The organism is Bacillus sp. mrc49, assembly GCF_002803435.1.
The window spans coordinates 150837-164005 of the sequence record NZ_PHNG01000709.1 but is presented as its reverse complement, the minus strand read 5'-3'; the positions used below and the strand labels follow the sequence as shown (position 1 = coordinate 164005).

Here is a 13169-nt window from a genome sequence, read left to right as displayed (position 1 = left end):
ACTGGGTTAATCTATTAATATAGCAACGGAAAACAATAATATTAATAGATTGAAGAGGAGGTACTTTCATGAAGATAGTGGCGATCACTGCATGTCCAACTGGTATTGCCCATACGTTTATGGCTGCTGAAAAACTTTCAAAGGTTGGGGGTGAAAACGGTCATGATGTGAAGGTTGAAACACATGGTTCCATCGGGGTAGAAAATACATTAACTCAAGCTGAGATAGAGGCTGCGGATGGGGTGATCATCGCTGCAGACAAAGATGTGGATAAATCGCGATTTGTGGGAAAGAAAGTCGTGATCGTCCCTGTAATTGAAGCCATTAAAGATCCATTAGGCTTGATTGAAAAAACACGAGATGCACCGGTATATGGTGCTGCGAAACGAATGGAAGAAAAAACGGTTCACCCGCAAAAACGTGAAAGAAGTCTGTTCTATCGTGCCTTGATGAATGGTGTAAGCCATATGATTCCCTTTGTTGTAGTCGGAGGCTTGTTAATTGCACTGGCTCTTGCCATCGGAGGCGAGCCGACCGCGGATGGTTTGGTTATACCTAAGGATTCGGTTTGGTTCAAAGTCAGCATGATAGGGAGTGCTGCATTCACCTTTATGGCACCTATCCTAGCTGGATATATCGCTTATGCCATTGCCGACCGCCCTGGATTAGCTCCAGGTATCATCGCAGGTTATATTGCTGCGAACGGAAGTTTTTATAACTCCGAAGCAGGGGCAGGGTTTATTGGGGCCATCATTGCAGGTTTCATCGCTGGTTATGTCGCAAAATGGATTAAGTCATGGAAAGTACCGCAAATGATGCAACCCATCATGCCGATTCTAATCATTCCGATCATCGCAACGATTATATCCGGAGGATTATTCGTTTATGTTTTAGGTGCACCAATAGCGGGCGTTATGGAAGGGTTAACAAGATTCTTGGAGGGGATGCAAGGATCTTCAAAAATACTGCTCGGCCTCATTTTAGGCGGGATGATTGCCTTTGATATGGGAGGACCCGTCAATAAGGTTGCTTTCTTATTCGGTTCTGCGATGATTACGGCAGGACAGCCGCATATCATGGGTGCGATTGCAGCAGCGATTTGTGTACCGCCGCTTGGAATGGGACTGGCAACACTTCTAAAGAAAAACCGTTTTGAGAAGGAAGAGCAAGAGGCAGGAAAAGCGGCTTTAATGATGGGGCTAGTTGGTATCACGGAGGGAGCAATCCCATTCGCAGCGGCTGATCCTCTCCGTGTCATCCCAGCCAATATGGTAGGTTCGATGGCCGCGGGGGCACTTGCTATGGTATGGAGAGTCACGGACAGCGTGCCGCATGGAGGGCCGGTGGTAGCGGTGCTGGGAGCAGTTGAACACGTATTCTTCTTTTTCCTAGCTATCATAATTGGTGTCGTTTTAACAGCGTTGACTGCTGTTTCCTTAAAAAAACCATTATCGATCGTTAAATCTAAATAATATTTTCCTGGAAAGGTGATTTTGATGAAATTAACAGATTATATGACAAAAGATATGATAATCTTAGATTTGAAAGCTAGCAGCCCGGAGATTGCGCTGCACCAATTAATTGACGTGCTGGAGAGTGAAGGAAGAATTACAAATAAAAGCGATTACTACAAAGCTCTGGTGAACCGCGAAGCGCAAAGCTCGACTGCCATCGGATTTGAAGTGGCCATCCCGCATGGAAAAACGGATGCTGTCATTTTGCCATCCGTCGTATTTGCCAAAGCTCCGGAAGGCATTGAATGGGAAAGTCTGGATGGAGATCCAGTTAAACTAGTCTTCATGATTGGTGTGCCAGAAGAAGCTGCAGGGAACGAACACTTACGAATCCTGGCCCTGCTAAGCCGTCGTTTGATTGACGACAGCTTTAGAGAAAGCTTAAAAGCCGCCATGACGGTTGATGAAATCCATGCTCAGCTTTCAACAGTCGAAGGCTAATCAGAGCAAAGAGGAAGAATTCACTTCTTCCTTTTTCTGTAATCACTAATCCGTTAGCAAAGGGGAAATGAATTCATGACAATCTTAAAACTCGAGCCAATTTTTCAAGAAAGAATATGGGGAGGAAGGAAGCTGGAAACGGATTTCCACTATCCGATTCCAGAAGGAACGATTGGTGAATGCTGGGGAATATCCGCTCATCACCACGGCGAAAGCGTGGTTGAAGAGGGCGAGTTTAAAGGAGAAGTCTTGTCTGCATTATGGCGAGATCATCGCAGCAAGCTATTTGGCGACTATCAAATGGAAGAATTTCCTTTGCTCATTAAAATCCTTGATGCGAATGATGATTTGTCCGTCCAGGTCCATCCTAATGATGAACAAGCCTCAGAACTGGAGGGGGAACCTTACGGAAAAACGGAATGCTGGTATGTCATTGATGCTGAACCTGGTTCAGAAATTATTCTGGGCCACAAGGCTCGAACTAAAAATGAAATGCAAGAGCTGACATCGGAAGAAAGATGGGATGACCTTCTGCAAAAACAGCCTGTAAAGCGCGGGGATTTCATATTTGTGAAAAGCGGGACTGTTCATGCGATCGGTAAGGGCATCGTCATTTTAGAAACCCAGCAGTCATCCGATACAACATACCGTGTATATGATTATGACAGAAGGGACTCGAAAGGCAATAAACGTGAGCTGCATCTCGAGAAAGCACTTCGTGTAACAACGGTCCCTGATTCTCAAACGATCCATGCTCCACAAAAAGAAACGGTTCCCGGAGGGGAAAAAACAATCCTCATCGAAGTTCCGGAATTCACTGTCATTCATCACAAGATCTCAGGAACAGGTTATCGATTAGAAGGAAGAGGCACCTTCCAATTAATCAGCATCATTGAAGGAAAAGGAAAGATCGAATCGGAAAGTGAAGTGATGGAAGTGAAAAAAGGAGATCACTTGATCATGACGCGGGAATTGCGGGAATTGATTGCATCTGGTGAAATGGAATGGATTACGAGTTTCATATAAGACGGTGAGTCCATCCAACTTGATTGAAGTTGTTCTTTCATGAAATATCCCAAGAAAACAGAACATTTCCCTTTTGGTTTACGGTCTTTGCGACGTTCTACATATTTTTCTTGCTATTTCGATTCAACACTCGGGTAAAAGTGGAATGGTGCCGATGGGTTCTTTAGCCATTTAGTGGACCAGCCCGACATTTTTTTTGCTTCTGGTCGTCCGCGTTTTAACGTGGCAAGATGTGTATAGCTCATGAATGACCTCCGTGTAAGGGGTGTGTCGAACCTTTATTTTAACACGAGGGATTCATGGGTTTTCTTTGTTTTTTTTGCTCTTTTCTTGGTTTCAAGGTTAATGGGAGGGGAATTCATCCACACCACGTTATTTGGTAATAAGCGTATGCAAAAACAGTTAATCAAACCACTTGAGCCAAAGCTCTAGTGGTTTTTTTCGGGCGAAACAGTCAGAAGGTAAATCCAGAAAAAAGCCTTTTTTTAAAAAAACTGAATAGTATTTTAATTAAATGTCTAGACATTTAGAATAAAATGATCATAATAATAAATGTAAGCGTTTTAGATGATTGTTAAAAAAATACAAAAGGGGCGGTAATAAGTATGAATCGAATTTTACTTGCATGTAGTTCTGGGATGTCCACGAGCTTATTAGTTACTAAAATGGAGCAGCACGCCAAATCGATAGACGAGGATGCAAAAATCTGGGCGGTTGGCCAGGAAAAAGCGAAGAAAGAAATGGCAGATGCGGATGTAGTGCTAATCGGACCGCAAATGAGTTTCCTTAAGGGGGAACTTCAAAAAGAGGCATCCATATACAATATCAAGGTAGATGTAATCGATATGATGGCTTATGGAATGGCAGATGGCAAAAAAGCGTATGATCAAGCTATTTCCTTGATAGGTAATAAATGATGGAGCAAATGAAGTTAGAAGACCTCACGAGCGAACAAATTAATTTTCAATTGATTTTATATAGTGGCAATGCCCGCAGCAAGGTGATTCAATCCTTACGTGAATATCGCGAAGGGAACGTGGAAGAATCGGAATTGTTGATTGCTCAAGCAGAGTAGGATTTGGCTGTTGCTCACGACGTTCACTTCCAATTGGTTCAAAAGGAAGCACAGGGTGAAAAGGTGGAAATTTCGATGCTATTCATGCATTCTGAAGACCATCTGATGTCAACTTTGACGATGAAGGAACTAGTAAAAGAGTTACTGGATATTTTCAAAGCGAAAAATATCTGATCATTCATCTATAATTGGGGGTCTACTATGTTTGACAAGCTGAGTCAGTTTCTCATTCCACTAGCGGGGAAGCTAAATAACAATCGCTATTTATCGGTTTTACGGGACGCATTTATGTTAGCGTTCCCACTTACGATATTCGGTTCGATATTTGTCGTTATAACTAATTTGCCCTTTTTAAACCAATTTTTAAGTGACCATTCCCTCATGACCCTGCAATCTTCATTCGCAATTGCTTCACAGGCCACGATGGGAATTCTGTCGGTGTTCGTTGTTTTCGGAATCGGATATTTCCTCTCAAAGAGCTATGATGTCGAAGCTGTGTTTGGTGGAGTTATCGCTCTTGCTTCCTTTCTAATCCTAACCCCGTTCGTGATTGAAGCGGAATCAGGAGAAACGGTCGCTAATGTCATCCCACTTGACCGGCTTGGTGCGAAAGGAATGTTTCTCGGAATGATCTCCGCTTTTATTGCCGGTGAAATTTACCGGAAAATCGTTCAAAGAGATATAACGATCAAGATGCCTGCAGGTGTACCTCCAGCTGTTGCAAAATCATTCGCTGCCCTGTTGCCTGCCTTAATCACGTTAACGGTTTTTTTGGCGGTAAATGTGATTGTTACACTAGTCTTCCATACCAATTTACATGATTTTATTTATGACGTGATTCAGGCGCCCCTTGTTGGTTTAGGTAGTGGAATCATCCCGACTTTGATCGCTGTATTCTTCATACAGGTTTTGTGGTTCTTTGGCTTACATGGTCAAATCATCATCAACTCTGTTATGGATCCCATCTGGGCAACTCTTGCACTCGAAAACCTCGAAGCTTTTAGAGGAAAGGAAGAGTTACCGAATATTGTTTCTAAACCGTTCATAGAAGTCTTTACTGTAGGGATGGGTGGTACTGGGATGACATTGGCCGTCGTCATCGCCATCTTATGGTTCATGAAGAGCAAGCAAATGAAACAAGTAGGAAAGCTTGGTGCAGGACCGGGGATTTTCAACGTAAATGAGCCGATTATTTTTGGGCTGCCGATCGTGATGAATCCAATCGTTGTCATCCCTTGGATTATTGCACCAATGGTGGTTACAGGTTTTACATATTTCACAATGGCAACTGGAATTGTCCCACCACCAACAGGTGTCACCGTTCCATGGACGGTGCCAATCGGAATAAGTGGTTACCTTGCGACCAATAGCTTCAGGGGCTCATTGTTGCAAATCGTTAATTTATTGATCGTATTCGTCATCTGGTTTCCATTCCTAAAAGCATTGGATAAGACAAATGTGAAAAAAGAAAGAGAAGCGGAAAATCAAAACAAGGCCTCATAAACACCAGGGCAGGAAGATACAAAAAAACGTAAACTAGATTCGGCATGCCATGACTGTTTCCGGTTTAAAAAGAATGGGGGAAATTAAGGTTGAAAATGAAAGAAGAAACGACTGAAAAATTACAATATCATTTTCCAGAAGGCTTTTGGTGGGGATCATCTGCTTCGGCCACTCAAACGGAAGGTGCAGCAGATATAGACGGAAAAGGCAAAAACATATGGGATCACTGGTATGAAATTGAGCCCAATCGTTTTTTCAACGGCGTCGGACCTCAGGACACTTCTCAATTTTACTATAAATATAAAGAAGATATAAAATTAATGAAGGAAATTGGTCATAACTCCTTCCGGTTATCTATTTCATGGTCACGTATGTTCCCGAAAGGAAAAGGGGAAGTGAACAAGAAAGCGGTGGATTTTTATAATTCGGTCATTGATGAAATGGTGGAAACGGGCATCGAACCATTTGTCAATTTATACCACTTTGATATGCCCATGGCCCTGCAGGACATCGGAGGATGGGAAAACAGGGACACCGTCGATGCGTTTGAAGGTTATGCTGCGACTTGCTTCCAATTGTTCGGAGATCGTGTAGCAAAGTGGTTCACCCATAATGAACCTATTGTCCCGGTAGAGGGTGGGTATTTATACAATTTTCATTATCCGAATATCGTCGATTTTAAAAAAGCGGTACAAGTTGGTTATCATACGATTTTATCCAGCGCAAAAGCGATCAAAAAGTATAGGGACATGAATATGGATGGCAAAATCGGGATTATATTGAATTTGACGCCATCGTACCCGCGAAGCCAGAATCCAGCCGATTTAAAAGCATCAAAGATTGCCGATGCCTTTTTCAACCGGTCTTTCCTGGATTCTTCCGTTAAAGGCGAATTCCCATCAGATCTGGTTGCCATCTTAAAGACAGAAGGGTTCATGCCTGCTATGGCAGCTGGCGATTTGGAGATAATCCAGCAAAATACCGTCGATCTTTTAGGGATCAACTATTATCAGCCTCGACGTGTAAAGGCAAAGGAACATGCCCGTAACCCTGATGCTCCATTCATGCCTGAACTGTATTTTGATCATTATGAAATGCCCGGAAGAAAAATGAACGTCCACCGCGGTTGGGAAATATACGAAAAGGGAATCTATGATATTTTAATGAATGTAAAAGAAAACTACGGGAATATCGAATGCTTCATTTCTGAAAATGGAATGGGAGTGGAAGGGGAAGAACGCTTCCGTGATGAAAATGGCATGATACAGGATGATTACCGAATCGAGTTCATAAGCGAACATTTGAAGTGGGTTCATAAAGCCATAAGCGAAGGGTCGAATGTATGGGGGTATCATTTATGGACTTTCATGGATAATTGGTCTTGGAGCAATGCTTACAAAAATCGATATGGTTTCGTTTCTGTCAATCTGGAAAAAGATGCTGAAAGAACAGTGAAAAAGAGCGGCCATTGGTTTAAAAAAGTGGCAAATAATAACGGGTTTTAAGAAATCGAGGTCTGATTACGCAATCTTTCCTTGATGCATGACGGACCTTGATTTGGCAGTATTTCCCTCCCTCTGCCTGCTTGTAAGGGAAGATGCGTTAACTTTCAGAAAAATCGATTCTTTACAGCGATAACCCTGTTTTCTATAATGGAAAAAGCGGATGACTTAAACTGTATTGTTTTTTGTAAGTAGGAGCGAATAAAAATGAATAAATATGAAAAAATTTCAATCGAAATGAGAAAAAGGATCAAGGAAGGGTATTATCGGGTAGATCATCCGATCCCTGACGAAATCACGCTTGCTAAAGAATTCGAATGCAGCCGGATGACAATGAAAAGAGGACTGGATATTCTGGTGGAGGAAGGACTGCTTTTCAGAAAAAGAGGGCATGGAACATTTATTGTCCAATCACCTGTAAGTGACGAGAAGGTGAATGTCATCAGTGAGGAAACCCTCGGTTTGTCTAATGTGCTTCCGAACAGAAATGTAACAAGCACGATCATTGCCTTTGATGTGCAATTTCCTGAAAAGGAAGTGGCCGAACAGCTTGCAATTAGCGAAGACGCACCAGTGTATCACATAATCAGACTTAGAAAAGTGGATGGTGAGCCATATGTCATCGAGAGGACATATATGCCGGTATCGATGATTCCAAGAATCACAGAAAAAGTGTTACAAGCATCCATCTATAATTATATTCATGAAGCACTTGAATTGAAAATTGGCGGTGCACATCGGAAAATTAGAGCAGATAAACCTAATGAACTGGATCAAATTCATATAGGATGTTTACCGGATGACCCGATATTGGAGGTTGAACAGGTTGGCTATTTAAACAATGGCTTGCCTTTTGAATATTCTTTTTCCAGGCACCGTTATGATAAATTCGTTTTTACGACAGTGACCATCCGCAAATAAAAACATGAGGTGAGTGGAGCCGTGAGGTTATATGGGGCGATTGAAGCAGGGGGAACGAAATTTGTTTGTGCCGTAGGTGATGAAAAAGGAAATGTGAGGAAGCGAATACAAATTCCGACGACTGTTCCTGAGGAAACCATACCAGAAGTTATCCGTTTTTTTTCCGAATACGAGCTAGTAGCGATTGGAATCGGTTCATTCGGTCCGGTCAACATTGACCCTGCCAGTCCGGCATACGGAAATATAACGACTACACCAAAGCCAGGGTGGAAGGACTTTCCCTTTTTACAAACGATTAAAAAGGAATGTAAAGTACCTGTCGGTTTTCATACGGATGTAAATGCAGCCGCATTGGGGGAAGCAAGATTTGGAGCAGCTGCTGGAATGGATAGTTGTTTATATATAACCGTAGGCACGGGAATTGGAGCCGGTGCAGTAGTTGGCGGTCGATTATTGGAAGGGCTTTCTCATCCGGAAATGGGTCATATCATGGTTCGAAAGCACCCAGAAGATTCATATAAAGGCAAATGTCCTTTTCATGGGGATTGTTTGGAAGGTCTTGCATCCGGCCCCTCTATTGAGGAAAGATGGGGAAAACCTGCTGGTCAATTAGCGGATAGGCATGAAGTATGGGAACTGGAAGCCTATTATTTAGCTCAGGCAATCGCCCAATACATATTAATCCTATCTCCAAAGAAAATTATCCTTGGGGGCGGAGTCGGTAAACAGGAGTCCATTTTCCAAATGATTAGAAATCATGTGAAGGAAGTACTGAAAGGGTATGTTTCACTTCCAGAACTTGAAACCGAAATATCCGATTATATTGTAAAGCCCGGCTTAGGGGACGACGCTGGAATTATTGGTTCACTTCTGCTCGCGGATCTTGCTTACCAAAAAGAAATGAAGCTGGGGCTGACTTGAACTACCGCCGCTTATCGACTTAACTGTCTGATTTAAGGGGATATGGGCTACCCCGTCATTCATACAATAATTTCTGGCTTCATTCATTAAAGGACTCTTCCGATCATTAGAGGGCAATGGGCCGTTCAGGTCAATTATTAACAATGAAGTTATCGATAAATTTTTATGAGAACTACTTGTTTGTTAGTTGGGTAGATTCCAAATGTATGAGCCTGGTTTACCACCATTGGTTTCACCTTTAATTATTCGTAACTAAGGAGCGTAAGTTTGTCGTGACCGCCATTTTTCTCAGGCTTTCCTCTGGGGTTCTGCCTCCGATCATCTAACTGTGGAGCGGGTCCCTTTTTCAACATATACAAAATATCAAATCAATTGAAGCAGGTAGTTGTTCGGATCAGGTGTTAGCGGCACCTGGTCTTTTTTAGATAGCCCCGATCCTTGCCTCTGGCCCTGCGTTTTATAAAAGGTACTAATGATTTTTTTGTATAAATGCGAAAATGGACGGGCGTCGAAAATGAGTCACACGTTTAAAGATGACGGAGGGATCATACAGGACGCTTATCGGATAGAATTCATCAAAGAGCATTTAAAATGGCTGCTTAAAGCGGTTGAAGAAGGTGCGAATTGCAAGGGATATATGCTCTGGGCATTCACTGATAATGTGTCACCCATGAATGCTTTCAAGAACTGGTATGGACTCGTCGAGATTAATTTGGACGACAATCGAAACCGGACTTTGAAAAAATCGGCGTACTGGTACAAAAAAGTAATCCGAAATCGGGTAATCGTAGTGAAAGACGATACGGTGTTTAAATAAGAAGGAGGAATATATAATGGCGAGGAGCCATTTTGTCGAAGCCATTCGTGAAGGCCGGTCCGGTAATTATCAGAAAGCAGACACATTGATTAAAGCGGGGGAAGAAGCGTACAACAAAATCCACCAGGTGCATTTTTCCTTAATTCAAAAAGAAGCGAACGGAGAGATATTCCCTTTTTCCCTGCTTTTCATTCATGCTGAAGATCAGATGCTGACAGCGGAAACGTTGAAGATAATGGCTGCCGAAATGATTGAATTATGTAAAACGGTAGTAAAGGGAAAAACTGGCTAACGTCCCGGTGCATGGAGAAACGATTGCCGCAGGCTTAAAAATGGTGTTACCTTAAACAGCTAATAACCCCCTTTGGACAGTATATCCATTGGGGGTATTCTATTGGCCGGAGGACTCTATCCGTAATCGACTACAGTCAGTTGCTTTTCATGAGAGATGCACCTTTACCGTAAATCGTATCTAGTCACTTCAGAAAACCAGGTTGCTAGAAATCCTTGCCTCTCATCTCTCTTGATTCTCCAAATAGTCTATCGCTCTTTTTAACCGATCGAGACCTTCCAATAGCTTTGATTTTGGACAACCCACATTCAATCTGATAAAACTTCGCCCTGATTCTCCAAATGTTTCGCCAGGCATGATCGCTACTTTCCCATGATGTACAAGGGCATCCTGTATTTGATTGCTGGAAAAGGGTAGTTGCGACACATTAATCCAAGCAAGATAGGTGGATTCGGGTATATGGAAAGAAAGCATCGGTAAGTGTGCCTTTAAAAAATCTTGAATGATCCGTAAGTTGTCGTGTACATACCCCGTTAAATCGTCTACCCAATATTCACATTCATTATAAGCAGTGATCATGGCTTCCATTCCAAATACGCTGGCACTGGATAGCCCATCTTTATTCTTCAAGGAAACAAGAAAGGCTTCACGAATACTACTATCTGGTATGAGACAGTATGAACCTCCTAACCCTGGAGTATTGAATGTTTTACTGGCTGAAGAACAGATGCACAATCTATTTGGATCAATAGCCGAATGAATGATTGGTGTATGGGCATTCCCTTCATGGATGATATCCATATGAATTTCGTCGGAAATAATGTATACATCATATCGATTGCAAAGGGCTACGATGTTATTCAGTTCATCGCGAGTCCAGACACGGCCTGTAGGGTTATGCGGACTGCATAGTAGTAGCACTTTTGCTTTTGGATGGGCTAGTTTTTCTTCTAGATCCGAAAAATTGATTGAGTATGTTCCTTCATGATAGATTAATTCATTACTTGATATCAGGCGTTTATTATCTTGGATCGTTTTAAAGAATGCATCATACGCCGGTGTTTGAATGACAACGTGATCGTCCTCGGCCGTCATGATCTCGATTATCTTGGAAACGGAGTAAATGACAGAGGGACTATAAGTAATCCAAGCTGCTTCAATGGGACACACAAATCTTTTTTTATACCAATTGGTGATTGCGTCTTTGAATGGTGAGTGGTTCCAGCGTGTATATCCAAAGATTCCATGTTGCAATCGTTGCTGAATGGCCTGCAAAATTTCAGGTGGACATCCGAAATCGGTATCTGAAATCGAGAAGGGGAGAAGGTCTTTCTCACCGAATCGATCTTCCACATAGTCCCATTGGGTACAAAATGTCCCCTTGCGGTCAATTGTTTCATTAAAGTCGTGTTGCATGATTTACAACTCCATTTTCATGAAATTTTTTCAATTTGTGATTTTAATAGGCCGACTTGCGGCCCGATGACGACTTGTAGATTATGCTCATCGAGAATCACAACTCCAAGAGCGCCACATTCTTCTTTCAAGATTTTTTCGTCTACTTTGTCCATTACATCCACGACGAGACGAAGGCGGGTTACACAATTATCCAATGATTGGATGTTTTCTTTACCACCCAGGGCAGATAATACTTTTTGGGCATTGTAGCTTGTTCCTTTCGTATTAGCAGACTCATGGGCAAGGTCATCACTCATCTTTTCCCGCCCTGGAGTTTTTAAATTGAATTTCACTATCGCATAGCGGAAAATCATATAATAGAGGCCGAACCAAATCGGTCCAATGACAAGAACGAGATACCATTTTGTAGCGAATCCCTGCATGATACCAAAAATTAAGAAATCGAGTATACCGCCGTCTGTATTCCCAATGGTCACGCCCAGTAAAGCCATAATCATAAATCCTAAACCAGTCATAATGGCGTGAATTAAGAACAAAGCGGGGGCAACAAACAAGAATAAAAATTCAATAGGTTCTGTAATACCTGTAACAGCAGTGGCAATCACTCCCGATATTAATAATCCCTTAATTTTCGTACGGTTTTCGATCCGAGCCGTATGATATATGGCTAATGCAACGGCTGGCAACCCGAACATGAAAGTGGGCATTTTACCTTGTGATAAAAAAGCCGTTGCAGCAGGGCTAATTGCACTTCCACTTTGTAATTGGGCATAGAATATATTCAATGCTCCCGAAATCGTTTTACCATTGACAATTTCTGTCCCGCCAGCTTCCGTGAATCGGATCATCGCGACCAGGATATGGTGCAAGCCAAAAGGAAGTAATAAACGTTCACCGGCACCGAATAAAAACGGGCCAAACATGCCTGATTTATTAATGATGGTACCGATGAAAGCGATGGCTGTGGCGAAAATGGGCCAAATCATTGGAAGAAGCAGACCCACAATCGACAATGTGAATGCGGTAACTATAGGGACAAACCGTGCTCCTCCGAAAAAGGCAAAAGCGTCCGGTAATTTAATTTCATAGAAACGATTATGTAATAAATACACAATAATCCCAGCAATGATGCCGCCAAGTACACCCATTTCTATGGTTTGGATACCCATTACCATCCCTTGGCCAGCTTGGCGCATTTGTTCTGGATTTGCTAAAGTTCCCGTTTCAGTTAAATAGAAATTGATGGCTAAGTTCATGATTACATATCCAGTAAAGCCTGAGAAAGCAGCTACACCTTTTTCATAGCGTACCAGACCCATTGGAATGGCCATTGCGAATAGTACAGGTAAATAAGTAAAGGCAAAGCCACCTATTGTCGCCAAGAAACTAAAGATGAACTGAAGGAAAGAATTATTCAAAAAGGGAAAGGCTTCGATGGTGGTCGGGCTAGTGAACGAGCTTCCAATTCCTAATATGAGCCCCATGAATGCCAATAAAGCAACCGGCAGCATGAAGGTTTTGCCTAGTCCTTGGAAAAACTCCCAAAGCTGTGATTTTAGACGTTTATTCTTTTTCATTATTCTGACTCCTTCCGGCGGATAAACATAGCTTTAATATACACTCACGATCAAAAGTATCAACCGTTGACAGACTAGATGTATGAGTGTACATTTTTTGTATATTCAAACAATTATGCCCGTTCAAGGGAAAAGACCCGAAAAATGCAGTGGCATTTTCT

Annotated in this window: 11 protein-coding genes and 2 pseudogenes; 10 read left to right on the top strand and 3 right to left on the bottom strand. The window is 42.2% G+C overall.

The genetic code is table 11. The annotated features are described in order from the left end of the window. Positions 1 to 68 precede the first annotated feature (68 nt). Together CVN76_RS17880 and manA are read left to right on the top strand one after the other, a co-directional pair. A pseudogene (locus tag CVN76_RS17880) lies at positions 69 to 1955 on the top strand (fructose-specific PTS transporter subunit EIIC). A gap of 75 nt (positions 1956 to 2030) precedes the next feature. Beyond that, positions 2031 to 2981 carry a mannose-6-phosphate isomerase, class I gene (gene manA, locus CVN76_RS17875; RefSeq protein ID WP_100532385.1) on the top strand — a complete coding sequence of 317 codons (951 nt, stop codon included), beginning with the start codon at positions 2031 to 2033 and terminating at the stop codon, positions 2979 to 2981. Positions 2982 to 3094: 113 nt separating this feature from the next. Here manA and CVN76_RS32135 read toward each other — a convergent pair whose 3' ends face one another. Continuing rightward, the gene (locus tag CVN76_RS32135) at positions 3095 to 3226 is read right to left on the bottom strand and encodes a hypothetical protein (protein ID WP_269800047.1); all 132 of its coding nucleotides are present in this window, start codon (positions 3224 to 3226) and stop codon (positions 3095 to 3097) included. A gap of 360 nt (positions 3227 to 3586) precedes the next feature. Here CVN76_RS32135 and CVN76_RS17870 point away from each other — a divergent pair, with 360 nt between their 5' ends. The 8 genes and pseudogenes from CVN76_RS17870 to CVN76_RS17835 all read left to right on the top strand — a co-directional run bounded on the left by CVN76_RS17870 (position 3587) and on the right by CVN76_RS17835 (position 10012). Then, positions 3587 to 3898, top strand: a complete 312-nt coding sequence (locus CVN76_RS17870; protein ID WP_100532384.1) for a PTS sugar transporter subunit IIB — start codon at positions 3587 to 3589, stop codon at positions 3896 to 3898. Continuing rightward, positions 3898 to 4230 (top strand): annotated as a pseudogene (locus tag CVN76_RS17865) (PTS lactose/cellobiose transporter subunit IIA). The gene CVN76_RS17870 and the pseudogene CVN76_RS17865 overlap by 1 nt, the downstream one beginning before the upstream one ends. A gap of 27 nt (positions 4231 to 4257) precedes the next feature. Further along, complete coding sequence (celB, locus tag CVN76_RS17860; protein WP_100532383.1) at positions 4258 to 5559, top strand: PTS cellobiose transporter subunit IIC; 1302 nt, start codon at positions 4258 to 4260, stop codon at positions 5557 to 5559. Positions 5560 to 5654: 95 nt separating this feature from the next. After that, positions 5655 to 7064: a glycoside hydrolase family 1 protein gene (locus tag CVN76_RS17855; protein ID WP_100532622.1), complete on the top strand. Its 1410-nt coding sequence runs from the start codon at positions 5655 to 5657 to the stop codon at positions 7062 to 7064. Between the two features lie 204 nt (positions 7065 to 7268). Then, entirely contained in the window at positions 7269 to 7982 is a 714-nt protein-coding gene (locus CVN76_RS17850) for a GntR family transcriptional regulator (RefSeq protein ID WP_100532382.1), read from the top strand. A 21-nt stretch (positions 7983 to 8003) separates the two neighbouring features. Further along, complete coding sequence (locus CVN76_RS17845) at positions 8004 to 8903, top strand: ROK family protein (RefSeq protein ID WP_100532381.1); 900 nt, start codon at positions 8004 to 8006, stop codon at positions 8901 to 8903. A gap of 472 nt (positions 8904 to 9375) precedes the next feature. Further along, the gene (locus CVN76_RS17840) at positions 9376 to 9720 is read left to right on the top strand and encodes a family 1 glycosylhydrolase (protein ID WP_442857584.1); all 345 of its coding nucleotides are present in this window, start codon (positions 9376 to 9378) and stop codon (positions 9718 to 9720) included. A gap of 16 nt (positions 9721 to 9736) precedes the next feature. Next, positions 9737 to 10012 (top strand): PTS lactose/cellobiose transporter subunit IIA, encoded by a 276-nt coding sequence (locus tag CVN76_RS17835; RefSeq protein WP_100532380.1) that lies wholly within the window; start codon positions 9737 to 9739, stop codon positions 10010 to 10012. Between the two features lie 222 nt (positions 10013 to 10234). On the opposite strand, the gene CVN76_RS17830 is transcribed toward CVN76_RS17835, so the two are convergent. After that, positions 10235 to 11428 carry a MalY/PatB family protein gene (locus CVN76_RS17830; protein WP_100532379.1) on the bottom strand — a complete coding sequence of 398 codons (1194 nt, stop codon included), beginning with the start codon at positions 11426 to 11428 and terminating at the stop codon, positions 10235 to 10237. Between the two features lie 17 nt (positions 11429 to 11445). Continuing rightward, entirely contained in the window at positions 11446 to 13008 is a 1563-nt protein-coding gene (gene malX / locus CVN76_RS17825; RefSeq protein WP_100532378.1) for a maltose/glucose-specific PTS transporter subunit IIBC, read from the bottom strand. Positions 13009 to 13169: the final 161 nt, after the last annotated feature.

Excerpts from the sequence above, each read along its gene's own strand:
- manA (WP_100532385.1), top strand. The coding sequence starts at position 2,031 with ATGACAATCTTAAAACTCGAGCCAATTTTTCAAGAAAGAATATGGGGA.
- CVN76_RS32135 (WP_269800047.1), bottom strand. The coding sequence starts at position 3,226 with ATGAGCTATACACATCTTGCCACGTTAAAACGCGGACGACCAGAAGCA.
- CVN76_RS17870 (WP_100532384.1), top strand. The coding sequence starts at position 3,587 with ATGAATCGAATTTTACTTGCATGTAGTTCTGGGATGTCCACGAGCTTA.
- celB (WP_100532383.1), top strand. The coding sequence starts at position 4,258 with ATGTTTGACAAGCTGAGTCAGTTTCTCATTCCACTAGCGGGGAAGCTA.
- CVN76_RS17855 (WP_100532622.1), top strand. The coding sequence starts at position 5,655 with ATGAAAGAAGAAACGACTGAAAAATTACAATATCATTTTCCAGAAGGC.
- CVN76_RS17850 (WP_100532382.1), top strand. The coding sequence starts at position 7,269 with ATGAATAAATATGAAAAAATTTCAATCGAAATGAGAAAAAGGATCAAG.
- CVN76_RS17840 (WP_442857584.1), top strand. The coding sequence starts at position 9,376 with ATGATTTTTTTGTATAAATGCGAAAATGGACGGGCGTCGAAAATGAGT.
- CVN76_RS17835 (WP_100532380.1), top strand. The coding sequence starts at position 9,737 with ATGGCGAGGAGCCATTTTGTCGAAGCCATTCGTGAAGGCCGGTCCGGT.
- CVN76_RS17830 (WP_100532379.1), bottom strand. The coding sequence starts at position 11,428 with ATGCAACACGACTTTAATGAAACAATTGACCGCAAGGGGACATTTTGT.
- malX (WP_100532378.1), bottom strand. The coding sequence starts at position 13,008 with ATGAAAAAGAATAAACGTCTAAAATCACAGCTTTGGGAGTTTTTCCAA.